Source organism: Desulfosporosinus nitroreducens (assembly GCF_023897015.1).
Classification (GTDB): domain Bacteria; phylum Bacillota; class Desulfitobacteriia; order Desulfitobacteriales; family Desulfitobacteriaceae; genus Desulfosporosinus; species Desulfosporosinus nitroreducens.
Genome location: NZ_JAMHFY010000016.1, coordinates 67,925 through 94,528, shown reverse-complemented (window position 1 = coordinate 94,528; position 26,604 = coordinate 67,925). Strand labels below are relative to the sequence as shown.

Below are 26,604 nucleotides of genomic sequence, written 5' to 3'. Positions count from 1 at the left end.
GGAAAGACCGGGTAATTAAATATGATAGAAACGCTTTCTTCAATTTGGGCGGTTCTTCCGATTACTGTTTTCATAGGGTTTATACTCGATCAGCTTATTGGAGATCCACGTAGCTGGCCACATCCAGTCGTAGGAATTGGCAAGGGGATTAGCATTTTAGAGAGCAGACTTAATCTAGGTCCCCCGGAGATCCGTCGCCGTAACGGTGTCTTGCTAACTTTATTGATCGTGGGTGGAAGTTATCTATTTACCTGGGGTGCGATATCCTTAGCGAACATATTTCATCCCATACTGGGGTTTGTCTTCAGCGCTTATTTAATTTTTACAACCTTAGCTGGTAAATCTCTTTTAGATGCTGGGCAAAATGTCCTTATCCCTCTGTTAAAAGGGGATTTGAGTGAGGCTCGAACCCAACTTTCTTGGCTGGTCAGCCGTGATACGACGAATCTTTCCGAGGGAGAGATTGTCCGAGGAACGGTTGAAACGATGGCAGAAAATTTTGTGGATGGGATTTTATCTCCCCTTTTTTACGCGGCTCTTGGCGGTGCGCCCTTAGCGATGGCCTTTAAAGCGGTTAGTACTTTAGATTCCATGGTCGGCTACAGGAATGACCGTTATGAAGAGTTTGGCTGGTTCTCTGCACGGACGGATGATTGGGCAAATTATCTTCCAGCACGCTTATCTGTACCGATTTTACTCCTGGCTGGAAGGTTAAGAGGAATGTCTGTCAATCATGCCTATCAGATGTGGAAGCGAGATGCTTCTGGTCATCCCAGCCCCAACGGCGGTAATCCGGAAAGTGTGGTTGCAGGGTTGCTGGGCATTCGCTTAGGTGGAATCAACATCTATCATGGAAAGCCTCATCACCGAGCAGAGATGGGGGATGCACTCCATCCAGTCAATGCCACTGACATTGTTCGTTGCCGTCAGCTTATTAAAACAGCGACCTGGTTGTCCCTTGGACCTATATTAATTGCAGCTTATATAGTCTTAAATATTTAGCGAGCGGGAAGGGAGATTCTGCATGAAAATTCCACGGATTGTCCTGGCAGGAACGCATAGCGGAGTAGGAAAAACAACCCTTGCTACAGGTTTGATGGCAGCTTTGAAAAAACGTGAGCGTCCAATCCAAGGGTACAAGGTTGGACCGGATTACATTGACCCCAGTTATCATGCGGCAGCGACGGGAAGGGCTTCCCGCAATCTTGACCGCTGGCTGTTGGGCGATAATCTTCCTTCCGTTTTTGCTCAAAGCTCTAGAGACCAGTGGGCAGTGATCGAGGGTGTCATGGGCATGTTCGATGGAATGAGCGGAACCGCAGGTTTTGGGAGCACCGCCGATGTGGCAAAACTTCTCGACGCTCCGATCATCCTCATTGTTGATGCATCTTCAATGTCTCGCAGTGTCGCGGCACTTGTGCATGGATTTAGCTCATATGACCCGCAAGTTAAGCTGCAAGGAGTTATCCTTAACCGCGTAAAATCTTCTGCACAGGAAAAAATCCTGAGAGAAGCCCTTAGTGAGATCCAAATTCCAGTTCTCGGAGTCCTTCCCAAAGAATTGTCACTACAACTTCCCGAAAGGCATTTAGGATTAGTTCCGGTAGGGGAAGGCGGACTCTTAGAAGGCTTTATCGAGACTCTTTCAGAGTTAATAACCAGGCACGTTGACTTGGATCAAGTCGAAAACATAATGCTCGGTGCTCCTGAATTTAAGAAACCTGCTTTAGCTAAAGAAACTAAGAAAACTATCACGGGTACAGCCCCAAATTCTAATGGTAAAATTGAAAAATTCAGGCTAGGCTTAGCTTGGGATGAAGCGTTCCTTTTTTACTACCAAGACGCTTTAGACCTTGCAGAACACTCGAATGCTATAATCATACCGTTCAGCCCTTTGCATGATCACTCTATCCCTGAGGACTTGGATGGAATTATGTTGGGCGGGGGGTTTCCAGAACTGCATCTTAACCGCTTAAGTGCAAACATCTCATTTTTAGATTCTTTGCGCGAATATGCTGCGAGTGGCAAGCCAATCTACGCTGAATGTGGAGGGTACATGTATCTTGGTAAGTCCATTCAGGATTTTGAAGGAAACGAGTTGCCTATGGCTGGCCTAATTCCTATGAAGGCCGAAATGACAAAACGGTTACAGGGTATAGGATATCGAAAAGGAGTCTTTCGTGAGGATAATTTTCTCGGTCCTCGAGGGACTGCAGTTCAAGGGCATGAATTTCATTATTCACGTGTGGTCTATGATAAGGACTATCCTCCTGCTTACGAACTATTTAGAGGAAATCAAGCGGACCGAATGGAAGGGTATGCCCGGGATAATATTGTAGCTTCCTATCTGCACCTTCATTTCTCAGGACATCAAGAATTACTCGAGCATTGGTTTGCTTCTCGTTCTGGGAGAATTGGAGTATGATAACAGTCTATACTGGTCAGGGCAAAGGAAAGACCACTTCAGCCATCGGAGAAGCAGTGCTTGCCTATTCCGAGGGGAAACGAGTTTTAATGGTCCAATTTCTAAAGGGGAGTACCTACAGCGGCGAACTTGCAGGACTTAATCGCTTAGGAATTCCTCTCATACAATTTGGTGTAGGTTGTCGCTGGTCAGGGATGATTCGTACTGGTATGAAACACTGTACAGGATGTGGTGAATGTTTTCGTCAAAACCGCAATCCGGAAATCGCTTTAGAGCTAATTCAACAAGCTATTAATTTTGTGGCAGAGGAAATTGAGGCAAACATTTATCAGGTTATCATCTTAGATGAAATAAGCCATGCGTTAAATCGAGGTTTTCTAGACTTGAATCAATTAAGAGAACTCTTGTCGACTGAGTCCTCCCGGCACCTGCACTGGATTCTTACCGGTCGGGGGATGCCCGTTGCCTTAGAATCATTGGCAGACAATTGGTGGGATCTAAACATGCTAAAACATCCTTTCTCTAAAGGGGTTAAAAGTCGTAGGGGGATTGAATATTAATGGATTTCGCAGTCGGGTTGGCCCGGTGTCCGGGAACATGTGGAGAATGGGTACAAGGGGCTCGGGGAGGAGTTCCTTTTCTTATAGATTGTCCCATTGATCGATTTTCTGAGGCTAGGGTGGCGTTGAGCATGCACAATGCTGGCTGGGATCTTCCTCTGAATAAAATAAAAGCACTCCAAGTATTGGAGTTACTCAAAGAGAACTTAGGTCTGCCTATGCTAGGCGGTAAGGTGAAGTTTTCCCATCAACTTCCGGAAGGGAAAGGAATGGCAAGCTCTACCGCTGACATTACCGCCGTGGCTGCAGCGGCTTTGATTGCCCTCGGAGAAGATCCTGCTCCAGCACGCTTGGCTGATTTAGCTTTAAAAATTGAACCGAGCGACAGTGTGATGTTCCCTGGAATTACGGAAATAGAACATGTTCAGGGTCATAACCACCGCTTGCTGGGGTCCTCAGTACCTGCCCTGTTTTTGGCCTTGGATTGGGGGGGGACGATTGATACCGGGATGTTTAACGCACGCCCAGGGTTAGCAGAACACTATCGACGTCACGAAAGCGAAATCAAGAGAGCACATAAATTAGCCTGTGAAGGAATAACTCAAGGGGATTTAGAAAAACTGGCCAGTGCAGGAACGATCAGTGCAAAATGCAATCTGGAGATAAATCCTAAATCGTTCTTCGAGCCCTTCTTATCATGGGTGCGTCAAAAAGGTGGACTTGGTGTGGTAACTGCCCACAGCGGGACACTATTAGCGGGGGTCTTTCCGCAAAGTGGATTATTCAATTATGACGTGTGCAGGAACTTGCGTATTGAAGCCCAACAACTGTTTAAACCTGCCTACATCGATCTCTTTCATAGTCACTCGGGTGGAATTGTTGCCACGAAAATGGAAATTAATAAAAATACGGGGTGATACTATGCACGGTGGTAATCTCCGCAGAGCCAAGGAATTATATGGCTTAGAGTCATTTATCGACCTTTCCGCAAATATTAATCCCTTTGGACCTCCACCAGGGGTTTGGGCTGCCTTGCAGAAGGGCATGGTGGATATTGTAAATTATCCAGATCCTGAAAGCTTGGCCTTAAGAAAGACGCTTTCCTACCATCTAAAACAACCAAACGAAACGATCATGGTTGGTAACGGGGCAGGGGAATTGATCTTCACGATCTGTCAAGCGTTGAAGCCAAAAAAAGTTATGATTCCTATTCCTACATTTAGTGAATACGAACGAGCTGCACGATCAGTTGGGTCTGACGTAAACTATATCCCCCTCGGCCCCGAGGGGTGGGCAAAGTTTAATAACAATGGCGAGATGTGGGGCGAACTTCTTAAAGGATGTGATCTACTCTTTCTATGTTCTCCCCATAATCCGACGGGTAGTGTCCTTGAGAAAGAGACGTTTGGACAAATCCTAAAGGTAACCAAAGAAATTGGGTGTAGAATTCTCTTTGACGAATCTTTCCTTGATTTTCTGCCGGATGAGTATCGCCAGTCCGTTCGTGGCCACTTGGTCGAAAATGAGCATCTCATTGTGCTGTATTCATTAACAAAGTTTTACAGTATACCGGGGTTACGTCTGGGCACTGTCTTTGCACATCAATCCTTAATTTCTAAGTTTGAGCACTACCGTGATCCCTGGTCAGTAAATGTTCTTGCCCAGCATGCTGGTATAACTGCGCTAGAAGATTTAGGGTATCCGGCAGCAGTACGAAACAAATTGAGGGAGAGCAGGGAGTATTTTTACCGAGAGTTTAACTTAGGCAACTTTTCGGATCTGAAGCTTTGGCCAACCACGGTTAATTTTGCCTTGATCGAGGTATTAAACCAGACGCCCGGTGAACTGATTGAGCATTTGGGTCGTTTGGGGATTCTTGTGCGCGACTGTTCCAGCTTTGAAGGTCTACCGGGTAATTTTATTCGGGTTGCGATCAAAGACATCCATGTTATGCAACGGTTAATTGAGGGGTTGAGAGGCTGGGCGAGATCCTCGAAGGGATGCTGATCAGCTGCACGAACATAACAAATATCAATCAAACAAGAAAAAAACACTTCCTTAAATGTGGGGTGTGATAGGGAAGTTTTAGTATTCCCTGTCAGGCGGGGCACAGGATACGGTATGTATCCTGTGCTTTTTCTGTTTTATCCTCCGGAAGTATTCCGAGAAATTTGTAATAAATGTCTATCTGCTTCGTGGCATTCTTGCCATTTCGGACGCTGCAAAGACAGAATTCTATTGATATTAGATTTTGTCACTGAATAATTAGTTGATATGTCAAGCATATTTAAGAGAAATAATCTATAGAGCTGGTGAAATAATATTGAAAAATCAGGAACGCAGGAGTATTGGAAGATGGATTTCAATACTTCATAGACAATTTCAAATTTATATAAATAATGAGATAAAGTCATACGATTTAAATTCATCGGAATACGTTTATCTATTAATCTTGCTCAAAATGAAGGAGTTAATCAAAAATATTTATCGGATATGTTAATTATTGATGACGCACTGATGTTCTTGGGCCAATTTCTTTCGCCGGTCATTTTGGATGCCGCGGGTGTTATCTTGGGCAATGAGACAATTCGCTTTACCTACCAGTTTACCGGAGTAGTAATAGCAGCCATTTCTATTGGCTGGCTGGCAAATACTATGCTTTCCCGACAGCCGGTGCGCAGCGAGTCTTAAAGCATAAATGATTTATTTGTTAAGATACATCAATATAAAGCAAAAAAATCCCTGTGATAATAACCGATTAAAGGCTAAAATTAGAATTACCAACAAAATTCAAAAGTGTAAGAACTCATTCCGCCATAGGTAAAAAAGAGAACAACTTAAAGAACGTTCAGGTCATGAAATCTTAACAAAATAGAGGGAGGAACACAAACATGCTAGTTGTTGGCGAATTAATTAATGCTAGCCGTAAAGCAGTGGGAGAAGCGATTAAAGCACTTGACGTGGGATACATTCAGAAGGTTGCAAAAGATGAGTTCGAAGCCGGAGCAGATTATATAGATGTTAACGCCGGAATCTTTGTCGGCAAGGAACCTGAATACTTGCAATGGCTCGTGAAAACGGTTCAGGAGGTTGTCGATGCGCCCTGCTGTATCGACAGCCCCGATCCGAAGGCAATCGAGGCTGCTTTATCTAGCCACAAAGGAATCGCAATGATAAACTCCATCTCCCTAGAGAAAGATCGTTATGATGCCTTAATTCCGGTTGTAGCTGGGACAAACTTAAAAGTTGTAGCACTATGCATGAGTGACGATGGGATGCCTGAAACCATGGATGCTCGGTTAAAAATAGCAGAAAAACTGATTGATGGTCTTGTCAAAAACAATGTACCCTTGAACAATATTTATGTAGACCCATTAGTTCAGCCAATCTCGACAAACAGTACTTTTGCCGTAGAATTTATTAATTCTGTCGAAGCGATTATGACACGGTTTAAAGGAGTTCATACAATGTGCGGACTGTCGAACGTATCCTATGGCTTACCGGTTCGTAAATTCATGAACCATGCTTTTGCAATTATGGCCATCGGAAAAGGGTTAGATGGTCTAATTATTAATCCCCTGGACAAAATGATGATGGCAAGTTTGATTACAGCTGAGGCGCTGGCGGGACGAGATAATTACTGTGTCAAATACCTTAAGGCTTTCCGTAATAAACAATTTGACTTCTTAGACTAAAACTAAAAAGTAAATGATGGGCTGTAACAACGTTTCTTTTATTTGTTACAGCCCATTTTTGATTTAATTCATCATTTTCGGTAGTCAATAGGATTATTCAATACTTATAGCAGAATGAGAAACTTTGATAGAGGTTACTGATAGATAGATAGATAAAAGTAACCTCCAGATTTAAGAAGTAATAACAATCGTTGTTGTTATCTAAAGGCGGCAGTTAGCTTTTCTTTCTGTAGATTATTACCTATAAAGCTTATAATGCCAACCTCAACATCGGTTGACTCCATTATAGAATATTGCCCATCTACATAATTAAATTCGAAGTATTTAGCTCCTGAATTAAGGATCCCTTTGCCTCGTATCACATCTCCGAATCCGCCTTTTTTACACGTTCCGAGAATATTTTCCAATTGTTCTAAACTTAGAAGTCTAGAAGTTTTCAGTCCCATGGAATCAAAGTTATGGTTCAAGAAATGTTTAGGAACATTTAAACTAGAATTAGAATTTCCATTGATTAAATCTTTGATATCCTGATTAGATAATTCGGCCCAATTCTTTGAGATAATATGGGCAGTCTCATTTAAAGTTCGTAACTCATGTTCCAATAAGTAAATTTCTTTGTCATTTAGAAACTGGGCTTTACTAATAACCAAAGATGAGGCATGTAGAATTTGGCTTTTGAAGAAACCTGAGTAACTCTGTATATGCTTAGTAAAATTTTGAGCATCCACAACCGTGGTCACTGAGTTAATAAAACATTTGCTGGAAACTTCAATGTCCTTAAAAACGTCAAGAATTTCACTCAAAATAAAAATGCCGGATGGTTCAAAGATGATCCGATCAATTTCTTGGCTCAATAGATGCTTAAGAGTAAGAAGAAAATCCCCTTTGAGTTTACAACAGACACATCCATTGGATAATTCATAAACCTCAAAACCTTCAATTTCTATGATCTCACGATCCACATTGACTTCGCCAAAATCGTTTTCAATTAAGACGATTTTTTCACAAGTATCCAGTGAATGCAGGATTTTTTTCACTAAAGTTGTTTTACCTGCACCTAAAAAGCCAGAGACAATATCAAATTTGACCATTAAATCTCATCCTCCTAAAAATCCTCAAAGACATTGCTTCATCTAAGTAAGCTTAATGATAATTGTGCAAGTATACCATGGATTATTCTGTATTTTTGGGGATTTTCCGATGTATTTTGCAGAATTGTCTTAATTTAATAGATTGACAGGTATAGAAAATTCTATTGTAAATACTTTGAACTCTCAAGACCCCCACTTCTATAAGGGGGGGTGGGTTCTTCGTAAACTTCAAGTGGGGTAGAGTCCCCATCTGAAGCCTCGATGTTCAGCTTTAGCTGAACGAGTTCATTACTCTGTAAAAATATAACAGGTTAGGATTTATCAAGATAAAACAAGATAGTCCATGGTAAAGAAAGTCTAGAAAAGACTACAATATTATTAATAAAACTAATCAAAACTTTTTGAACATTCATTCTATTGGTAAAACATGGATCATAGACTGAGACTTTATAAGAGAGGGGTGAAAAGGGAAAGAGTGTACTTTGAATAAGTGACCGCAGTAATTACCTTATGAAAAAACTAATTAAGGCAAATTCAACAAATAACTTTTAGGAGGATATATATGTTTGATTTTACTGGATTAAGTAATGCCGTAATAGAAGGCGACAACGACCAAGTGCAGGCCAAAGTCAAAGAAGCTATCAGTGCAAACGTGGATCCACTCGCGATCATTAATCAAGGACTTATCGGAGGAATGAATGTCGTTGGACAACGCTTCAAAGTTAATGATATGTTTGTACCAGAAGTGTTGATGTCAGCCCGCTCGATGAACGCAGGTATCGAACTGGTTAAGCCATTACTCGCCGGTGGTGAAATGACCAATAGAGGTACGGTCATTATAGGAACTGTCAAAGGAGATCTACATGATATTGGTAAAAGCTTAGTAGGAATGATGCTTGAATGTTCAGGATTCAAAGTAATAGACTTGGGTGTAGATATCTCTCCAGAAGAATTCATCGCTGCAATCAAGGAGAACGATGGAAAAATCCTAGCCCTTTCAGCCTTACTTACGACCACGATGCTCTCCATGAAATCAACAATTGAAGAGTGTGTAGAACAAGGTATGCGAAACGATATTAAGGTCATCATTGGTGGTGCACCAATTTCACAGGAATTCTCGGATCAAATCGGTGCAGATGGCTATGCTGGGGATGCTGCTGCGGCCGTGGAACTAGTTGCTAAGTTATTGCAATAATTAATGATATAATGAATAGGAGGGACTATTGTGGCTAGTCTTCAATTTAATGAGCTTGCTTATACAAATTTGAATGAATTTATATACGGTCATGCCAAGAAACCTGTAGTTTGTAGCAATGGAATGGTCATAGGCGGAGGAACAGTTTATCCAGAAGTAAACCTTACTCTCCCAACTATGTTGATTAATGAAGAAACCATGCCGAAAGTATTATCCCAGTATGAAGAAATGATTCATGGTATTTGTTCGAAAGCACATGAACTTCTTTCACCCGGAATTATCATCGAAATTGAATTGCTTCCTCCATGTACCTTCAATCCTGAATGGGGCGTTGATGTCACCAAAGTTGTAAAGGGTGTAATGAACGAATACTATACAAAATTCGGCTTAAAGAGTCTCTTAAGAATGACGGTTGTCGATATTCGTGAAGGTAAGACCCTTACTCATATGTACAAAGGTGAACATTGGGACAATGTTATTAAAACGTTTAGAGGTTGTGCTGAAGCTGGTGCAGACTTCTTGGCAATTGAATCGATTGGCGGCAAGCATCTCCACGATGAAGCAGTAATGAACTGTGACCTACCTAGAGCATTGTTTTCTTTAGGGGTTGTAGGCTGTCGAGATATGGCTGCTTTATGGGATGAAATTGTAAAAATTTCGGCTGAAACGAACTGCATCCCTTCAGGAGACACAGCTTGTGGCTTTGCCAATACCTCAATGGTCATGGCTCATAAGAATTTTATTCCAAAAGTCTTTGCAGCAATTGACAGAGTTATGTGTGCAGTAAGAACATTAGTCGCTGTAGAACGTGGAGCTATAGGGCCTGACAAAGATTGCGGTTATGAAGGAGTTTATCTCAAAGCAATTACTGGTACACCCATTTCCATGGAAGGAAGAACTGCCGCCTGTGCTCACTCAAGTTCAGTTGGAAACATAGCCGCCTGTTTGGCAGACTGCTGGAGTAACGAGTCTGTAGAAAACGTTAGATTATTGGGCGGAATGGCTCCTACTGTTTATATTGAGCAACTTATCTATGATTGCCGAATTATGAACGTTGCCTCAGCACGTGGCTCTGCTCTGGAGATGAGAGATATTTTGTCGGAATCAGATCGAATGTATGACCCCCAAGCATATGTCTTAGACCCTGGTGTCGTTCTAAGAATAAGTCAAGAGATTGTTAAAGGGAAGACTCACTTTGAGCGAACGAAAATCGCCGCTTCTGCTACAATTAAAGAATTACGAAGCGCTTTCCAAGACGGCTTAGTACAGCTAGATGCTAAAGAATTAAAGTATCTTGATATTTTCGAAAAACAGTTAAAGACTATTCCTAATGATGAAGCTGAATTTACACAATTCATGATTAAAAATAGTACTTTAGATAAATTTGATCCAGCAAAATATGATTTTAACTTTGATGCAGTTGCTAAGTAAATAGAATTAACTCAAAATATTTATTTTAAATAATCTATGGCACCCTTGCCTCTTGCTGGTTAAGTATTAAATCCAGCCGGAGGCTAGAGTGTCCCTTTGAATTTTTTATTTATAAGTTTACAATAGTTTTAAGAAAATATTTCCATATGTTATAATAATATTATTAAATTGATATGTAGCCTAATCCGCATTTGCTTCCATAAACTTGTGTTCAGGAGTGAAATAAGTATTTGCACACATTTAAAGTGTGAACTTGCTTTGGAGGTGGTAATGTGAATCAAGGAGACCAGAATCAAGACAAGAAATTACAGTGGCTCGAAAAATTGGTTGATCGAAATCTTTTGGATAAAATGCTTTGTTCATTTTCAAAATCTACTGGATTAAAAGCAATTCTCGTCGATAACAAAGGAAATACACTAATTTCTACTGATCATGCCATCAATGACTGCAATTTTTGTGAAATGATAAAATCAGATAGTAATGGGGCAAAAAAATGTCAGCGTTCATATGCACGAGCTTGTACTGAAGCATCTAAGTATGGAGAGCCTTATATTTTCCGGTGTCATGCAGGCTTAATAATGTGGGCAGCCCCTATTTTGTTGGATGAGTATGTAGGCTCCATTATTTGCGGCCAGGTACTTATGTGGGAGCCCGAGGACTATTTTCTGGAAGAGATAGAGGAAATGGTTAGGGGACTTAATATAGACGTTGCAGCTGTCAAATGGTCAGCTGCTCAATTAGAGATTATGTCAAGCGATAAAGTACAAGCAGCCGCAGATCTGTTGTTTGTAGTAGCGAATCAAATTATGCAAAGTGGCATGACAGTTTTAGCGCAAAGAAGGGAAATTACTGCTCAACAGGCTAGATTGGCTGAAGAAATCCAGGCTCGCAAACGTGCGGAATTCGCCATGGGTACAATTGAGTCTAGAATCATCAGCAGTAATTCCTTAGACAAAGAACAAGAGCTTAAGTCTATGGTACGAAATGGGGAGAAACAAGCAACTGCACAACTTTTAGAAAAATTATTAGTTGATATTATCGCCAAAAATTCTAATCATATTGGTACATTAAAAACTAGAATAATGGAGCTCGTTGTAATTATCTCAAGGGCAGCCGTGGATGGAGGCGCAGAGTTAACTGAAATTCTAAAGCTAAACGCCTTGTTTCATCAGGAATTGCTAGAAATTACTTCTCCTGATGAACTCTGCCTGTGGGCAAAAAATATGTTAGAAACATTTATGAACTATTTGGAAACTAATAAAAACCAGAAAAATCTGCTGGCAATTCAGAAGGCTGCCGAATATATTCGAAAGAATTATCGGAATAAGCTGACAATAGATGATATTGCCCAAGCAGTTTATCTTAGTCCGTGCTATGTTAGTAGAATCTTTAAGCAGGGTCTGGGTTGTACTTTAATGGAATACCTCACACAGGTACGGGTGGAAGAAGCTAAAACAATGCTGAAGAATCCGAAATATAACGTAATGCAAGTTGCTGAAGAAAGCGGTTTCGAGGACCCCGGCTACTTTACTAGAGTTTTCAAGAAGCTTGAGGGAGTTACTCCCAGCCGGTTTAAACAATATGCCTTATAACGAAAAGTACCGAGGGGAGTGAGGTAGGATTGGTAACTTCAGAATTAGAATTAGAGTCAATAACGAGAGCGCTGATCAAAGGGCAAGCCAACCGAGTTAAGACACTTACTACGTTAGCAATTGAAAATGGTGTCACACCACAAAGGGTTTTTCAAAACGCACTACTACCTGGTATGCAAGTTATTGGCAGGCAATTTAGAGATAATACAATTTATATTTCAGATGTACTAATAGCTTCAAGGGCTATGCATGCGGGTTTACACGTCTTAAAACCTATCCTGTCAGATCCACAGAATTCTTCACTAGGTAAAGTTGTAATCGGTACTGTAGCCGGGGATTTACATGATATTGGCAAGAATTTAATCGTCATGATGTTTCGCGGTTCTGGCTTAGAAGTAATTGATCTTGGCATAGATGTCCAGACTGAGGATTTTGTGGAAGCAGTTAACGAACACCAGCCAGATATTTTAGCAATGTCTGCAATGCTTACGACGACCTTAGCTATGATGTCTGAAACAATTAGAGAACTAGAACGTCTTAAACTGCGTGACGGTGTCAAAATAATTATTGGAGGAAATCCTGCAACACAAGATTTTGCCAATGCAATTAATGCGGATGGTTATGCTGTTGATGTTTTTAAAGCTGTTGATTTAGCTTTGAAACTGGTTCAATAATTAATTGAATTATTGTCCAAGGGAATGTTAAAAACAACAAAGTTGAGGGTCGTTGGTCATTAGGACAAATTGGCTCTCAACAATGGATTAGTCAAGTGCAAACAGATATCTAAAAAGGGGATTTAATCGAGGATTTGAAAGGCTGGACTGGATTATAATATCTGTCTGACTGAGATTTTGATTTATTAAATAAGAAATACCACGGCTTATACCGTGGTATTTCTTATTCAATTGATTAAGCGATTTTTATAATTTCTTCTTCCGATATTTGTCCTTTAAGTTGTAGTAAGAGACCCCTTGATTGCCAATTCAAGGTGCCATGTAACTATTATGCATAAATATAATTGCAGGGTTCTTCCTAATTGAAAAAATTATTGGTAAGAAATAGCACAACTAACTTTTAGGAAGTCCAGCCAAGCAATTAATCAAGCTGAAGATGATTAATTATAAATTCTAAGTAGAGGGCCAGATAAAATGGTTTTGATTAAGACTATTAATGATTAATTCTGGAGATAACTAGACTCTGTGAAAAAGTCTGAATATAGGAATTAACATTTGATACACTGATAAACTAAGAGGGTCGTGATACAATGTTATGGTGCTTTTTATTGCTTATAAACCTTCTTCAGGTTATCTTCCTTTGGTCGGCAATACTCTTAGAAAATCGGACTCCTGGAAATACAATAACCTGGCTTTTCATACTTGGTCTCCTTCCTATACTTGGGTTCATCCTTTACATAGTATTTGGGCGAAAAACTCGGGGACCTTTGTTTCATGCTAAACATATCCAAGATAATTCATATAATCGTTGGATTAGTGAGCAGCAAACAAACATTAAGAACGGAGATTTAAATCCAAATACTAATTATGAGTTAAAATTGGTCAAGCTTCACTTAAACTCAGGCTATGCTCCTTTAACGGTTCATAATCAAGTGGAAATCCTCTTGAACGGTAGGGAGAAATTTCTAGAATTATTCAACTCCTTAGAAAGTGCAAGCCATCACATACATCTCAGTTATTATATTTTCAAAGACGATGAGATTGGTGCAGATGTCTTGAAGATCTTAATTCGTAAAGTTACTGAGGGAGTAGAAGTTCGTGTCCTGCTTGACGGAATGGGAAGTATTTCAATTTCAGGGAGTTTTATGAAAAGTATGCGTGAAGCAGGAATTCTGGCAGAATGGTTTTTCCCAATTCGCTTTCCCTATCTTACTTCTAAATTAAATCTGCGTTATCATCGCAAAATCGTTGTCGTAGATGGCTGTACCGGTTTCATGGGAGGACTTAATATTGGCGATGAATACTTATCTCGCGACTCCAAACTAGGTTTCTGGCGTGACACACATTTAAAACTAGAAGGGGAAGCCGTCTATACCCTCCAAGCTATTTTTCTGAACGATTGGTATTTTGTGACTCGTCAGGAGGTTAAAGGGGAACGTTATTTCCCCGAAACAAAAATTTCACAGCATCTCCCAATCCAAATACTGGGGAGTGGACCAGATTCAAGGTGGACATCAGTTCTGCAGAGTTTTTTTAGCTCGATCACAATGGCGACTCATTGTATCTATATAGAAACCCCATACTTTATCCCCGACGCAAGCTTGATCATGGCCTTAAAAACCGCTGCCCTCAGCGGTTTAGACGTGCGGCTCCTTGTCCAAGGAATCCCAGAACACAAACTGACGTTTCTAGCTATGAATTCATATTTTGAAGACTTACTTCAGGCGGGTGTAAGGATTTTCGAATACATGAAAGGAACTCTTCATGCCAAGATCCTTATCATAGATAATCAGCTTGCTTCGGTAGGATCTGCTAATATGGATTTGCGAAGTTTTCTCCTGGATTTTGAGATTTGTGCCTTTATCTATGACTCAACAATTGCCGGACGTTTGAAGAAACATTTTGAGATGGATTTGAAAGAGAGCAGGGAAGTCATTCTTGAAGAGTTTCAAAAACGCTCAGTCATAGAACGATTTAAGGAATCGAGTGCCCGTGTGTTTTCACCGCTTTTATAGCAGATTTTTCATTTTAACCGAAAGGATGCATCTTTGTTCGAAATGACAGGGTGTATTTTTTTGTTTTTATAAAAAATTTACGGTTAGGGTGTCAGATGAAGCAGAGAGAGTACGTCTATTTAAATGTAAATCCAGTCATGGTTTTAACTCCTATATGCTTCCGAAATCCTATGGTATGATAGCTTGTGTAACTCAGATAGATAATAACGTATTAAAGAGAGAAGGCAGGAGGCTGACGACGAGGTGGAGGCCAATTCGACCTTTGATGAGACCTATGAACTTTTATTTCCATTGATCTACCGATTTGTTTCGATTCGAATACCTAAGCCAGATGTGGAAGATGTAACCGCTGAAATAATCGTGAAAGTGTGGCGCGGTCTGCCAAATATGGAAAAAAAGACGGCCCTTAAGTCTTGGGCCCTAAAAATTGCTACCCATCAGATTGCAGATTATTACCGAAGTCATAAACGTACCCCTGTGATGACGCTCGAAGATACGCCGCTACCCATGTCGCAGCAATCCGATCAAAGTGAAACGTGGGCAACTCTGTTAAGTGTTAAAGAAACCCTGGCTAAGCTCTCTCCTCAACAGGTTAACGTTATCCAACTCCGATTAATTGAGGGTTTCAGTGCAGGAGAAGCGGCAGAAATCTTAGGAACAACACAACAGGCAGTGGACAGCCTTCTATACCGGGCTAAGAAAGGGTTCCGAAAAATCTACCAGGGGAACCTGGACAGAGGAGGCAGAGTCCGATGAAAAGATTTTTTTATAAAACGGATCTCACCGCACTCTGGGAAGAGGATGGTGATTTGCAACGTATGAAAGCTTTCTTCCAAACGATTGAGGGAGATATAGAGGGTAATGAGCAAATTAAGCAGAGTGTGAAGCAAAAGGCTCTTGAAAAAATGGCCAGCATTGAAGATTCAAAACAGTTTCATGTTGATGTGAATATTAACGAAAAGGAAAGTCTAGCTCAACGATTACGTTCAAGACTGCTCACTATGAGTAATTTTGGTCATTGGAAACTAAGTCTTTCTGTGGTTGCGCTAGCCCTCTTCGTGATCATCGGGCAGGAAGCTATGAATGGTTCATTGAACATTTTCCCTCGCATGGGGAGCACTCAGAAGTTAGCCCAATCGGTAGGAAGTCCCCCCCAGGCTGCGGATTCAAAAGGTTCAATGGAAATGGGCGCGGATAGTAATGCAAAAACAAAAGGGGTTAATGACACCTTTATAGCAAATGACGAAATTGCTGAAGCACAATCACTTCAGAAAGATTCGCTTTACAGTACAAATACCTCTTCAGACATGCGTGAAAATGTTGAAATTCCTCCTCTTTCACCAGATCAACCAAGCGTTCCTCCCGCAGATACTGGGGTTTCGAGGAAAATCATTCATGATTTAGAGTTAACCCTTGAGGTGGCAACCATCAAGGATACGGTGACGCAAATCAGCCAAGAGGTAAAACAATTAGGCGGATATGTGGTCACATCTCAACAAAGCGAATCAGATTATCATTCATCCGCGCAGTTGACGGTTAAGATTCCGGCCGACAAGCTTGCTGGGTTGCAGGATACCTTTTCTGCTTGGGGTAAGGTGCTCGAACAACGCTTGCAGGCCAATGATATAACTAACCAATACTATGATTCCCAGGCACGTTTACAAATTCTAGAGGCCGAAGAGAAACGTTACCTCGAAATCCTTGACAAGTCGACAACTATTGAGGACGTGCTTAAAGTGGAAAACTCGCTGAGCAACGTTCGTCAACAGATTGAACAATTAAAGGGTCAATTAAAACTTTGGAACCATCAGGTAGACTACTCCACGGTAACCCTTCAAATCGTTACTCGCCAAAGTCCAAATCTCAATGTCACGAACCCGTGGCAACCGATTTCTTGGAGTGAAACCTGGAAAGCGGCAGGGGATGCTGTATTGAAAACTTTGAGCAGTACCTGGAATGGACTTAATTATCTGGTAGTCGGGATAGGGTATGCCTCCCCTTACCTTTTAATCGGTGCCTTGAGTTGGATCCTTTATCGAGTATGGCAAAAGAGTAAATCACAGTAATTATTCGGCAACCACAAGGAGGGCTTAGATCTGCAGATAAATGCATGTCTAAGCCCTCCTTGTATTGAGTCAGGGCCAGAACCTTAAGTCTTGGTGCCAGTAAGTTGCTGTATCGTGACTCGACTTTACGTACAATCTATATGTCTGTATAATGAAATGTAATCTTTAACCAAAAAGTAGGGGGCATTTATTTGAAACTATCAAAACGATCAAAGTCTATTGGAGGGATTATAGGGATTGCTGTCGGTGCCATCCTTGCCGCTTATGGAATTCAAGGCTTTATTGTCTATTCCGGTTTAAGTGGAGGCGGCGTCGGTGGAATTGCCCTGCTCCTCTACTATACTTTTAATCTTCCGATTGGGATCGTGACATTTATACTAAATGTACCGTTATTTGTTTTAGGATGGAAAGAAGTAGATAAACAGTTCGTTTTTAAAACCATATGGGGATTAGCGATTTTCTCTATCTTTCTGGATTTATTTAACGGCGTTAAACCTTTCGATTTTAACGACATTTTTTTAGGGGCTCTGTATGGAGGGGTCATCTCGGGGGTTTCCTCTGCTATTGTCTTTCAATTTGGTGGCAGCCTGGGGGGCACCGATATTGTCTCTAAAGTCATTCAACGCAAGTATGGAGTACCTATGGGCACCTCAGCCCTAGCTATCAACGGAGTCATTATCTTGATATCTTGGGCAGTACTTGGCTCGAAAGCAGCACTCTATACTTTGGTAATGCTGTTCGTATATGGACGTGTACTTGATCTAATTGAGAGTGGCGTTCCAGCAAAGTCAATTACCATCATTTCAGATCGATCCGAGGAACTTGTCGCCCGAATTATGGTTGATTTAGGACGGGGGGCTACGTTTTTACATGGCAGAGGTGCTTACTCTTGTGAGCCGAAAGACATTGTTATTTGTGTCGTAAGTCTGCCTGAAATAGGCCGCCTAAAACGAGCTGTGCGGGAAATAGATCCTCAAGCCTTTATAATTATTCAAAATGCCGGAGAAGTTTTCGGAAGCGGATTTATTTCCAATGAGTGAGTTAAAGCATTATTACTTTGTTTCTGAATCCAAGGTTTTAAGTTCACTCAAAGTAGCTAAACGATAACCGCGAGCTCTCAAAGCATCAATAATGGGACCTAGTGATTTTACTGTTTGACTGCGTTGATAACCTCCGTCATGCATGAGGATAATTGAGCCCGGGAAAACATTTTTAACAACATTGTCCACAATTTGTTTTACTCCGGGATTTCTCCAATCTTTGCTGTCAACGCTCCACAGCGCTACAACATGGCCATTTCGGTTAGTGGTTTCCAGTTGAGTTTTTGATACGAACCCGCCGGGAGGACGATAAAAATATGTGTGGTAGCCTGTTGCAGCATAAACTGCTTGATCTGTTTGATTCATTTCTTTAACTAAATGGCGTTGTTGATAATCATGGTTAAAACCATGATTTCCAATTTCATGTCCTTCTTTTACTAAGCGCTTTAATAAGGCAGGGTTTGATTGTGCCGCCTTCCCCAAAACAAAGAATGTGGCCCGCGCCTCCTTTTCTTTTAGGATATCCAGTATATCAGGAGTATCGATTGGATCCGGTCCATCATCAAAGGTAAGCGCTACAACCTTTTCTGGGGTATTTGCCAAATAGTAAGTACCAGGAGTCCGAACCAAAGAGGGGGTTGTCAGCGTAAATTGAGTTATAGCTAGAGTCCCCCCCACAGTGAACAGGAACAATAATCCTAAGAGCAGTTTTCGCCGAGACAAAACATAAATGCGCACTGTCCATCACCCCCAAGTCGCTTCTATATACCTATGGATGAACAATGGGTTACATGCATTCTGCTCTCTAAACTATTTTAAAACTTGGAAATAATTTTGTAAGCTGATGAAATGTCTTGTGGAAGGGAGGGAGTTATATGGGTTTCCGTTTCGTTTTTGGTCGAGCCGGCAGCGGCAAGAGCACCCTGTGTTTAGAAGAAATCCGAAGTGAGCTCCGCAATGAACCGGGAGGGGCACCATTTATCCTCCTCGTTCCTGAACAGGCTACCTATCAGTTGGAGGTTGCTTTAGCAAATACGCCGGATCTTGGAGGCAGCTTGCGAGCTCAGGTTTTAAGTTTTCGACGCTTGGGCTGGCGGGTATTTTCAGAGACTGGAGGCGGACAAAAAGTTCTGATCGGCACGATAGGCAAACGGATGCTGATTCGCAAAATTCTTTTAAAGCACCGTCTCAAATTAAAGGCGTTCGCGCGCTCTGCTACTCGACCTGGCATGGCTGAACTGCTTGCTCAAGCCATCGGAGAATTTAAGACTTATCGAGTTGTCCCAAATGATTTACGAAAGGCTAAAACTGCGAGCAGTATTTTATTAGATAAGCTTGATGACTTAGCCCTCATTTATGAAGAGTTTCAAGCAACACTTGGGCAGGGAATTCGAGATCCAGATGATGAACTGACAGTTTTGGCAGAAAAAATCCCTTATGCCCCTCTTATCCAAGGGGCAAAAGTATGGGTTGACGGGTTTACCGGATTTACCCCTCAAGAATTAGAAGTCTTGAAGATTATCATGTCAAGTGCTCAGGAAGTTGTCATTACGTCCTCTCTTGATCCGAGTTACCTTTCAGAGGAGCGCCATCTCGAGACTGGGATATTTAGAGCGGGAGAGGAGCTGTTTACAGGACCTTGGAAAACTTACCAGGACCTGCAACGCATTGCTCTGGAAACGGGTACCATTATACACCCTCCTACCTTGCTTAAAGCCTCAAAACGATTTAAACATCCTTGGCTTTGGCATTTAGAGAAATATTATTCTGCGTATCCAACTATATCTTATGGAACTAATCAGTCCTTCGATTCATGCAATTCTATGGATGAAGCGCCTATCACTGTTGACACTGCAACTGAAGGCATTCAGGTTTTTTCAGCAGTCAATCGGAGGGCTGAAGTAGAGGGAGTAGCACGAGAACTAAGGCGCTTGGCTAGGGATGAGGGTTTTTGCTGGAATGAGATGGCGGTCACGACTCGTGACCTCACAGGTTATGCAGAACTGATTGCTCAAGTTTTCACGTCCTATGAAGTCCCTCATTTCTTAGATTATAAACGTTCTGTCCTCCACCATCCGCTAATTGAACTGCTTCAATCCATCTTGGAAGTTGCGCAGAGCAATTGGGGGTATGAACCGCTATTTCGCTGTTTAAAAACAGATTTTTTTTCGCTTCAAAGGGATGCGGTCGATCGATTGGAAAACTATGTACTAGAACATGGGATACATGGCGAGGGCTGGACGAGAAATGTTGATTGGCGATATCACCGTCAATGGACTTTAGGAAAAAATGAGGAACAACGAGTTACAGAGCTTATGTTTCAAGCGGAACTAAACTCCTCCAGACAGACTGTTTACGACCTCATTGCTCCATTGATGCATGGATTCTTATCGAAAGCTCAATCTAAAACTTCAAATGTGCGGACAGTCACGGAAGCATTATATGTTTTTCTAGAAACTTTAAATATTCCTTCAACCTTAAAAAGGTGGTCGCAAAAAGCCCAAGAAGAAGGAGATCTGAGCGAGGCTCGGTTGCATGAACAAATCTGGGAATCCGTCGTTCAAGTCCTGGATGAAATTGTGGTTGGGTTGGGGGAAGAAAGCCTAGAGCTTGAGGACTATGCCTTAGTACTTTCTTCCGGGATAGAAGGGATTGAACTAGGTCTGATTCCCCCTGGACTTGACCAAGTTTTAGTGGGTTCATTAGATCGATCACGAAATCCTGAAGTACGAGTTCTTTTTCTCATAGGGGCTAACGAAGGCATACTTCCTGCACGACCAGTTTCTGACGGAGTACTCGACGCTGAGGAAAGGGTACAGTTAGAGAAAGCAGGGGTTGCCCTTGCTCCAAAAGGGAAGTCTCAGACTTATGAAGAACAGTTTTTCATATATATGGCACTCACCCGCGCTGTAGAAAAACTTGTGGTTTCTTATCCTTTGACTGATGAAGAGGGGAAAGGGCTGACAGTTTCTCCTGTTGTCACACGGATCGGCCACCTTTTCCCAACCCTGAATGAGAATTTCCTGGGAAACCAAGAAGATATACATCAGATTAGTCAACCGGATTCTACTCTTCAAATCTATGCTGAACAACTTCGCACTCTGCGCCAAGGAGAACCGCTTTCAACTCTTTGGCAGGCAACTGAAAAGTGGCTCATCGAGGATCCGCTTCGCCATAATCAAACTAAGAGATTACAGGCCAGCCTCACGACCCAGAATCAGGAGGGGAAACTGCAGCGTCCGCTAGCTCGACGCTTATATGGTAAACGCTTGATGGCTAGTGTCTCTCGTCTGGAACAATTCGCCAAGTGTCCTTTTGGTCATTATGCCCGCTATGGACTGAAGTTGCGTGAGAGATCTGCTTATCAATTATCCAGCCCCAATATGGGGGAATTCTTTCATACTCTTTTACATGATTTTGCAATCGAACTACAGTCACGCGGCTTAGATTGGGGCAAATTGACGAAGGAAGAATCTTGGGCACTTATTAGTGATCTGGCAGATCAAATAGCTCCTAGTCTGCAGCATGAAATCCTTTTAAGCAGCGCTCGCTACCGCTATTTAACCCATAAACTGAAGCGCACAGTTCATCATGCAGTTCGAGTGTTAGGCGAGCATGCCCGAAAAGGGATATTTATTCCGATCCAACTCGAAGTAGGTTTTGGCCCGCAAGAGACGCTTCCTGGAGTGGAGATACCGTTAACTGAAGACGATTCGCTGTTGCTCTGCGGACAAATTGACCGAGTGGATGCTGCTTTCTTGGATGGACAAGTCTATCTGCGTATCCTTGATTATAAGTCCCGTGAGTTATCCTTATCGTTGGATTCTATTTATTACGGCTTAAATCTCCAACTGCTTACTTATTTAAACGTCGCTCTACAGGGAGCGGAAGTCTTGTTAAATACTACGCTAGCTTTGCCTTCGTCAGAGGAAACGGAATCAAGTACAGAAAGCAGCATGAGTGAGATTGCTGCAGGGAGAGATAACCCATTTCTACAGAAGATCCCTGCGGGATTTCTTTATTTCCCCGTACTGGAACCTCAGCTCGAAGAGAAACTTCCTCTTAGTACGGAAGAGTTGGAGCAACATCGAGTCAGAACAGTCAAAGTCAGTGGCTATTTATTAGCAAATCCTAAAGTGTTAGAAGCCATGGATTCAACGTTTACGACAGGGCAATCCGAATTATTGGGACTTAAATTAAAAAAAGATGGTACCTTTAAAAAAGGGACCAATGTCCTTACTGAGGGTCAATTTTCTCTGCTTAGTGACTATCTTCGTCAGTGGTTTCGAGAGAAAGGGGAAGAAATACTAGACGGTGACATTTCCCTATCTCCTTTCCGCAGAGGAAAGAGTACGGGATGCCAGTATTGTGCATATAAGCCCGTGTGTCACTTTGACCCCTACCTGCCGGAAAATCAATACCGAGATCTGTCTGCGCTAAAACCAGAGGAGGTTTGGGAACGCCTGGATATATCAAAAGAAGATACTCCTTGTGACTCTTTGCCCGAAATAAAAGATTCCAACGTTTTAACCTTAAACTGGCTTGGTGAAGAGAGTGAGCCGAAGAAGGATCGAAAGATCCAGACTCGTAAGTTGAAAGGCGGTAATCTGAGTGAGTAAACCCAAATGGACAGAGGAACAGGATGCCGCCATCATGTTGCAAGGAGAACTCTTAGTTGCCGCCGCAGCTGGTTCAGGCAAAACAGCTGTACTTGTGGAACGATTAATCCGCCGCATTAAGAATGCTGAAGACCCTGTCGATGTTGACCGTTTTTTGGTTGTAACCTTTACAAAAGCAGCAGCCAATGAAATGCGAGAGCGTATCGGCAAAGCCTTAGACGACGCTCTGTTTCAGGAACAAGAGCCTAGGGAAATCGAGCGCATTCTTAGCCAACGCACCCTTCTTCATCAGGCTAGTATTACTACACTGCATTCATTCTGTCTAGAGTTAATCAGAAAGTACTTTTACCAACTTGAGCTTGATCCTGCCTTTCGAGTTGCGGATCAAGCCGAGGCAGAGTTGTTGCGTCAGGATGTCATTGAAGAAATCTTTGAGACTAGGTATGCCAAAGAAGACAATGAGTTTTTGAGGCTTGTCGAAGCCTTTGGCACGGATCGTGATGATCACCCCTTAATTGAGCATGTTCTTAATCTCTATTCATTCGCCTATAGTCAACCCCAACCTAAGTCCTGGTTAAGTTCGCTTAAAATGGCCTATTCTTGGGATAATATCAAATCCCTAATGCAAAGCGAATGGGGGCAAGCCCTTCGCCAAGGACTACTCGATCTTGTAAGTGAAAGTTTAAACTTACTCACAAGGGCCGAACACATTACCCAAAGTCCTGGGGGGCCAATGCTTTACTCAGCAACCTTGCAAGATGATCTAAACCGCGTTGGTTTACTTAACCGAGCTTTACAAGAAGGGGATTGGGCTGAGGTTGAAGTGGAGTTTTACTCTGCGGTCAACTTTCCAAAGTTGCCGGCGATAAGATCAAAATCGAAGCAGAAGTCTGCTCTGGTTGCTGAACAAGCCGAATACGATGAATCCATGCAAAAGGGGTTACAGGAAGAAAGTAAAAGATTAAGGGACGACGCTAAAAAGAAACTGAATTCTTTAAAAGAAGCGGTCTTCGCTTATCCTCTCAATGAACAGTTGCCTGGCTTGCGAGAGATGGGAACTATGGCTCAAACACTAAGTGACTTAGTGAGCGAGTTTTCTCAAGTTTATGCGACTGCCAAGGGACAACGCAACATTTTAGACTTTACTGACCTGGAGCATTTTGCCCTCCGATTACTGGAAGAAGAGGGTGAGGCTTCTTTGATTGCGCAAGGATTAAAGGAGTTTTTTGCTGAAGTATTAGTGGATGAATATCAGGACATTAACCCTGTTCAAGAACGCATTTTACATCAGGTATCCAGACAAGGGGAGTCCCCTAATCTGTTTATGGTGGGTGATGTCAAGCAAAGCATTTATCGTTTTCGCATGGCAGACCCAAATTTATTTATTGCAAAATACAACCTGCTTCCCCATTGGCAATCAGACATGACAAACGATACTAAGACAATGGTAATTGATCTAAACCGTAACTTTCGTAGTCGGCTTGAGGTGGTAGAGGGGGTTAATTTTCTCTTTCGTCAGATCATGACCTTGAGCGCCGGGGAAATCTCCTATGATGACCAGGCAGCCTTACAATATGGAGCATCCTTTGTTTCCGGGAAAAATCAAATTCGCACTGCAGAAGGCCCAATTGAAGTTCACCTTATTGACTCAAAGAGTATAAAAGACGAGCTGAGTTCATATTCTGATGAAGGGACAAAAGATGTTGCGACTTTGAGCGAAGGACAATCAGAAAGTGACAGTGCAGAAAGTGTCAACCCTGCAGAAAATGACGCTGAGGACTTGGGAGACACTTTATCATCAGAAGATATGGATAAGGCTCGAATCGAAGCACGCCTTGTCAGCCAGAGGATCCAGGGTATTGTCCAAGGAGCGGAATTTCAAATCTATGACAAAAACAACACAGAATTTCGACCAGTACGATATTCTGATATTGTCATCTTGATGCGTTCTTATTCAGCGGTGGCGCCAATCTATATAGAAGAATTCCAGAACACTGGCATTCCTGTTTATGCCGAAACAACCAGTGGTTACTTCGGAGCCAGTGAAGTGGAAACGATTTTGTCACTTCTTAAAATCATTGATAATCCACATCTGGATATTCCTTTGGCAGCAGTCCTGCGCTCCCCGTTGGTAAGTCTAAATGGGAGAGAGTTAGGCCAAATTCGCATGATGCTCCCCGAGGGGGATTTCTTTGAAGCACTTACCATTGCAGTATGGGCCGGGCTTGACGAGGGAAATTCTGCCTCAGAGCAAGTCGATGAGTTTAAAATCATCTTAGGGCTATATGAGGAATCCTTACCAGAAAAACTTAACAAGGCTCGTCTAATTCTATCCGCCGCTCCGATGTTAAAGGAGAAAATCTCAGATTTTTGGCTTAACCTGCAATCATGGCGAACACGATCCCGACGTACTTCCTTGGCAGATTTGCTTTGGTCTCTTTATGTAGAAACGGGGTACTTGGCTTATGTTGGAACCTTACCGGCAGGCGTACAGCGTCAAGCAAATCTGCGTGTGCTCTATGACCGTGCCCGTCGCTTTGAAGCAACTCGTTACCGCGGCTTGTTCCGTTTCCTGCGCTTTCTGGATCGCTTCCAAGGACAAGGTAAAGACATGGGAAGTGCTCGAGCATTAGGGGAAAATGAAGATGTCGTTCGGTTAATTACGGTTCACGCCAGCAAAGGACTGGAATTCCCTGTTGTTTTTGTGGTTGGGCTAGGTCGAACTTTCAATACCCAAAGCCTCCGAGGCAAGATGCTTCTACACTCCAAATTAGGAATTGGTATGCCAATCATCGATGTAGAAAACAATGTGCGCTATCCGTCTTTAATTCAATACGCTGTCAAACAACGCTTGGCTCAAGAATCTTTGGCTGAAGAGTTGAGGATTCTTTATGTAGCTCTTACAAGGGCTAAGGAACGTCTATTACTTTATGGCTCCATGGACAATTTCGATAATACACTCAATAAATGGTATCGTACTTTAGATTGGCAAGATATCCCCTTGCCATCAGGTCAACTCCGGAGTGCCAAGTGCTTTCTGGATTGGATCGGTCCTGCCTTAGCACGACATCCAGACCAACTTTTTGGTGAGGAAAATCCTCCTTTAACTTTAACTATGCCAGATATAAGTTCAAAATGGGAACTTCATCGACACTGCAGTTTAACATCAGTTAAAGAAATAAACAGGGAAGAATCTCAGGAACTTGGCGTAAGCGTCGAAGAAGCACCAAAGAAGGAAACGGATACCGATACCGAGCAAAGCAATACAGAGAACTCTTCTATTATTAAGACGTTTGAAGAATGGTATTCTGAGGTCAGTCGACGTCTAAGCTGGCAGTACCCACATCCAAAGTCTGTTCGGCAGGTTGCTAAAACGAGTGTTAGTGAACTAAAACGTCAACAAACCTGGCATGTAAATGATGAGGCGTCCTCAATATCCACACTTTGGAATCAATCGGATACCATAAAAAGGCCAAAATTCCTTCAAGCAACAAAACAATTAACTGCTGCCGAACGAGGAACCGCGTTGCACACAGTTATGCAGCATCTTCCCCTTAAAGAATGGGAAAACCATTGGCCAAGCCTGTCTCTGAAGGAACAAATTAATGAAATAAACGAATTTCTGAATCAATTAGAACATCGAGAAATACTTAGTTTTGAGCAACGGAGTGTCATTCAACCAGAACAGGTTGTACATTTCTTGGGCACCCCCTTAAGTCAGCGACTTTTTAAAGCAGAACAAATTCTTCGAGAAGTACCCTTTACACTAACGTTTCCGTCCGAGGACCAGACAAAAATCCTGGTCCAAGGGGTTATTGATGTGGTTATTATGTACAAGGACGAATACGGTAATATTACAGCAGAGATTCTTGACTATAAGACAGATTCATTTCGAACAGACAGTGAAACTGATCCAGAGCAGATTTTAAGAGAGAGGTATACCCTGCAACTGTCACTCTACGCCCAAGCTATTGAACGCTTAAATAAAATAGTGGTTACGAGTTGTACGCTCTATTCGTTTACCCTTGGCCGCGAAATTACGATTTCAGAGGAGCTGCGTAAAAGCATTTTAGAACCTGGTTTTCCATTTCTCTAAGTCATACCAAATCTATGGATTTACAATTATCTTTAGTAATATTACATTCTAATTCTAGTCTAAAATAGTATAATATTTGAGCTTTTCTATCCTTATTAGTGTTCA

General features: G+C 42.0%; 20 protein-coding genes. 17 read left to right on the top strand and 3 right to left on the bottom strand.

All coding sequences use genetic code 11. From position 1 onward, the window contains the following. The first annotated feature begins 21 nt into the window (after positions 1-21). The 7 genes from cbiB (at position 22) to M8E35_RS16980 (ending at position 6,680) form a co-directional block, all read left to right on the top strand. Complete coding sequence (cbiB, locus tag M8E35_RS17010; RefSeq protein WP_252470487.1) at positions 22-1,002, top strand: adenosylcobinamide-phosphate synthase CbiB; 981 nt, start codon at positions 22-24, stop codon at positions 1,000-1,002. A gap of 22 nt (positions 1,003-1,024) precedes the next feature. After that, positions 1,025-2,425, top strand: a complete 1,401-nt coding sequence (locus M8E35_RS17005; RefSeq protein WP_252470485.1) for a cobyrinic acid a,c-diamide synthase CobB — start codon at positions 1,025-1,027, stop codon at positions 2,423-2,425. Continuing rightward, on the top strand, positions 2,422-2,985 hold the full coding sequence (locus M8E35_RS17000; protein ID WP_252470483.1) for a cob(I)yrinic acid a,c-diamide adenosyltransferase: 564 nt from the start codon (positions 2,422-2,424) through the stop codon (positions 2,983-2,985). The genes M8E35_RS17005 and M8E35_RS17000 overlap by 4 nt, the downstream gene beginning before the upstream one ends. Then, on the top strand, positions 2,985-3,902 hold the full coding sequence (locus M8E35_RS16995; protein WP_252470481.1) for a GHMP family kinase ATP-binding protein: 918 nt from the start codon (positions 2,985-2,987) through the stop codon (positions 3,900-3,902). The genes M8E35_RS17000 and M8E35_RS16995 overlap by 1 nt, the downstream gene beginning before the upstream one ends. Positions 3,903-3,906: 4 nt before the next feature. Beyond that, the gene (locus M8E35_RS16990; RefSeq protein ID WP_252470479.1) at positions 3,907-4,992 is read left to right on the top strand and encodes a pyridoxal phosphate-dependent aminotransferase; all 1,086 of its coding nucleotides are present in this window, start codon (positions 3,907-3,909) and stop codon (positions 4,990-4,992) included. Between the two features lie 510 nt (positions 4,993-5,502). Then, positions 5,503-5,676: a hypothetical protein gene (locus M8E35_RS16985; protein ID WP_252470477.1), complete on the top strand. Its 174-nt coding sequence runs from the start codon at positions 5,503-5,505 to the stop codon at positions 5,674-5,676. A 200-nt stretch (positions 5,677-5,876) separates the two neighbouring features. Further along, positions 5,877-6,680 carry a methyltetrahydrofolate cobalamin methyltransferase gene (locus tag M8E35_RS16980; RefSeq protein ID WP_252470475.1) on the top strand — a complete coding sequence of 268 codons (804 nt, stop codon included), beginning with the start codon at positions 5,877-5,879 and terminating at the stop codon, positions 6,678-6,680. Positions 6,681-6,877: 197 nt separating this feature from the next. On the opposite strand, the gene M8E35_RS16975 is transcribed toward M8E35_RS16980, so the two are convergent. Further along, positions 6,878-7,771 (bottom strand): CobW family GTP-binding protein, encoded by an 894-nt coding sequence (locus M8E35_RS16975; protein ID WP_252470473.1) that lies wholly within the window; start codon positions 7,769-7,771, stop codon positions 6,878-6,880. A 562-nt stretch (positions 7,772-8,333) separates the two neighbouring features. On the opposite strand from M8E35_RS16975, the gene M8E35_RS16970 reads away from it, so the two are divergent. The 4 genes from M8E35_RS16970 (at position 8,334) to M8E35_RS16955 (ending at position 12,663) form a co-directional block, all read left to right on the top strand. After that, positions 8,334-8,966, top strand: coding sequence for a cobalamin B12-binding domain-containing protein (locus tag M8E35_RS16970; protein WP_252470471.1), 633 nt, complete (start codon positions 8,334-8,336; stop codon positions 8,964-8,966). A 30-nt stretch (positions 8,967-8,996) separates the two neighbouring features. Further along, a complete protein-coding gene (locus M8E35_RS16965) occupies positions 8,997-10,397 on the top strand; it encodes a methyltransferase MtaB domain-containing protein (RefSeq protein WP_252470469.1) in 1,401 nt (466 codons plus the stop codon). 272 nt (positions 10,398-10,669) lie between these two features. Further along, positions 10,670-11,989, top strand: coding sequence for a PocR ligand-binding domain-containing protein (locus M8E35_RS16960; RefSeq protein ID WP_252470467.1), 1,320 nt, complete (start codon positions 10,670-10,672; stop codon positions 11,987-11,989). A 29-nt stretch (positions 11,990-12,018) separates the two neighbouring features. Continuing rightward, complete coding sequence (locus M8E35_RS16955) at positions 12,019-12,663, top strand: cobalamin B12-binding domain-containing protein (protein ID WP_252470466.1); 645 nt, start codon at positions 12,019-12,021, stop codon at positions 12,661-12,663. Between the two features lie 235 nt (positions 12,664-12,898). Here the strand turns inward: M8E35_RS16955 and M8E35_RS16950 are convergent, their stop codons facing one another. Beyond that, positions 12,899-12,976 carry a hypothetical protein gene (locus M8E35_RS16950; RefSeq protein WP_252470530.1) on the bottom strand — a complete coding sequence of 26 codons (78 nt, stop codon included), beginning with the start codon at positions 12,974-12,976 and terminating at the stop codon, positions 12,899-12,901. 277 nt (positions 12,977-13,253) lie between these two features. Between M8E35_RS16950 and cls the strand changes: the two genes are divergently transcribed. The 4 genes from cls to M8E35_RS16930 all read left to right on the top strand — a co-directional run bounded on the left by cls (position 13,254) and on the right by M8E35_RS16930 (position 17,784). Beyond that, positions 13,254-14,678 carry a cardiolipin synthase gene (gene cls / locus M8E35_RS16945; protein WP_252470464.1) on the top strand — a complete coding sequence of 475 codons (1,425 nt, stop codon included), beginning with the start codon at positions 13,254-13,256 and terminating at the stop codon, positions 14,676-14,678. A gap of 243 nt (positions 14,679-14,921) precedes the next feature. Continuing rightward, positions 14,922-15,434, top strand: coding sequence for an RNA polymerase sigma factor (locus M8E35_RS16940; RefSeq protein ID WP_252470462.1), 513 nt, complete (start codon positions 14,922-14,924; stop codon positions 15,432-15,434). Further along, entirely contained in the window at positions 15,431-16,744 is a 1,314-nt protein-coding gene (locus tag M8E35_RS16935) for a DUF4349 domain-containing protein (RefSeq protein WP_252470460.1), read from the top strand. Before M8E35_RS16940 ends, M8E35_RS16935 begins: the two co-directional genes overlap by 4 nt. Positions 16,745-16,935: 191 nt before the next feature. Next, a complete protein-coding gene (locus M8E35_RS16930) occupies positions 16,936-17,784 on the top strand; it encodes a YitT family protein (RefSeq protein WP_252470458.1) in 849 nt (282 codons plus the stop codon). Between the two features lie 12 nt (positions 17,785-17,796). Here M8E35_RS16930 and M8E35_RS16925 read toward each other — a convergent pair whose 3' ends face one another. Next, positions 17,797-18,522, bottom strand: a complete 726-nt coding sequence (locus M8E35_RS16925; protein ID WP_252470456.1) for a polysaccharide deacetylase family protein — start codon at positions 18,520-18,522, stop codon at positions 17,797-17,799. Positions 18,523-18,659: 137 nt separating this feature from the next. Between M8E35_RS16925 and addB the strand changes: the two genes are divergently transcribed. Together addB and M8E35_RS16915 are read left to right on the top strand one after the other, a co-directional pair. Continuing rightward, positions 18,660-22,403: a helicase-exonuclease AddAB subunit AddB gene (gene addB / locus M8E35_RS16920; protein ID WP_252470454.1), complete on the top strand. Its 3,744-nt coding sequence runs from the start codon at positions 18,660-18,662 to the stop codon at positions 22,401-22,403. Further along, positions 22,396-26,499: a UvrD-helicase domain-containing protein gene (locus M8E35_RS16915; protein WP_252470452.1), complete on the top strand. Its 4,104-nt coding sequence runs from the start codon at positions 22,396-22,398 to the stop codon at positions 26,497-26,499. Before addB ends, M8E35_RS16915 begins: the two co-directional genes overlap by 8 nt. The last annotated feature ends 105 nt before the right edge of the window (positions 26,500-26,604 follow it).

What these genes read in the sequence shown, in the direction of transcription:
- M8E35_RS16935 (WP_252470460.1), top strand. Translation starts at nt 15,431, where the DNA reads ATGAAAAGATTTTTTTATAAAACGGATCTCACCGCACTCTGGGAAGAG.
- addB (WP_252470454.1), top strand. Translation starts at nt 18,660, where the DNA reads ATGGGTTTCCGTTTCGTTTTTGGTCGAGCCGGCAGCGGCAAGAGCACC.
- M8E35_RS16995 (WP_252470481.1), top strand. Translation starts at nt 2,985, where the DNA reads ATGGATTTCGCAGTCGGGTTGGCCCGGTGTCCGGGAACATGTGGAGAA.
- M8E35_RS17005 (WP_252470485.1), top strand. Translation starts at nt 1,025, where the DNA reads ATGAAAATTCCACGGATTGTCCTGGCAGGAACGCATAGCGGAGTAGGA.
- M8E35_RS17000 (WP_252470483.1), top strand. Translation starts at nt 2,422, where the DNA reads ATGATAACAGTCTATACTGGTCAGGGCAAAGGAAAGACCACTTCAGCC.
- M8E35_RS16975 (WP_252470473.1), bottom strand. Translation starts at nt 7,771, where the DNA reads ATGGTCAAATTTGATATTGTCTCTGGCTTTTTAGGTGCAGGTAAAACA.
- M8E35_RS16980 (WP_252470475.1), top strand. Translation starts at nt 5,877, where the DNA reads ATGCTAGTTGTTGGCGAATTAATTAATGCTAGCCGTAAAGCAGTGGGA.
- M8E35_RS16970 (WP_252470471.1), top strand. Translation starts at nt 8,334, where the DNA reads ATGTTTGATTTTACTGGATTAAGTAATGCCGTAATAGAAGGCGACAAC.
- M8E35_RS16985 (WP_252470477.1), top strand. Translation starts at nt 5,503, where the DNA reads ATGTTCTTGGGCCAATTTCTTTCGCCGGTCATTTTGGATGCCGCGGGT.
- cbiB (WP_252470487.1), top strand. Translation starts at nt 22, where the DNA reads ATGATAGAAACGCTTTCTTCAATTTGGGCGGTTCTTCCGATTACTGTT.
- M8E35_RS16990 (WP_252470479.1), top strand. Translation starts at nt 3,907, where the DNA reads ATGCACGGTGGTAATCTCCGCAGAGCCAAGGAATTATATGGCTTAGAG.
- cls (WP_252470464.1), top strand. Translation starts at nt 13,254, where the DNA reads ATGTTATGGTGCTTTTTATTGCTTATAAACCTTCTTCAGGTTATCTTC.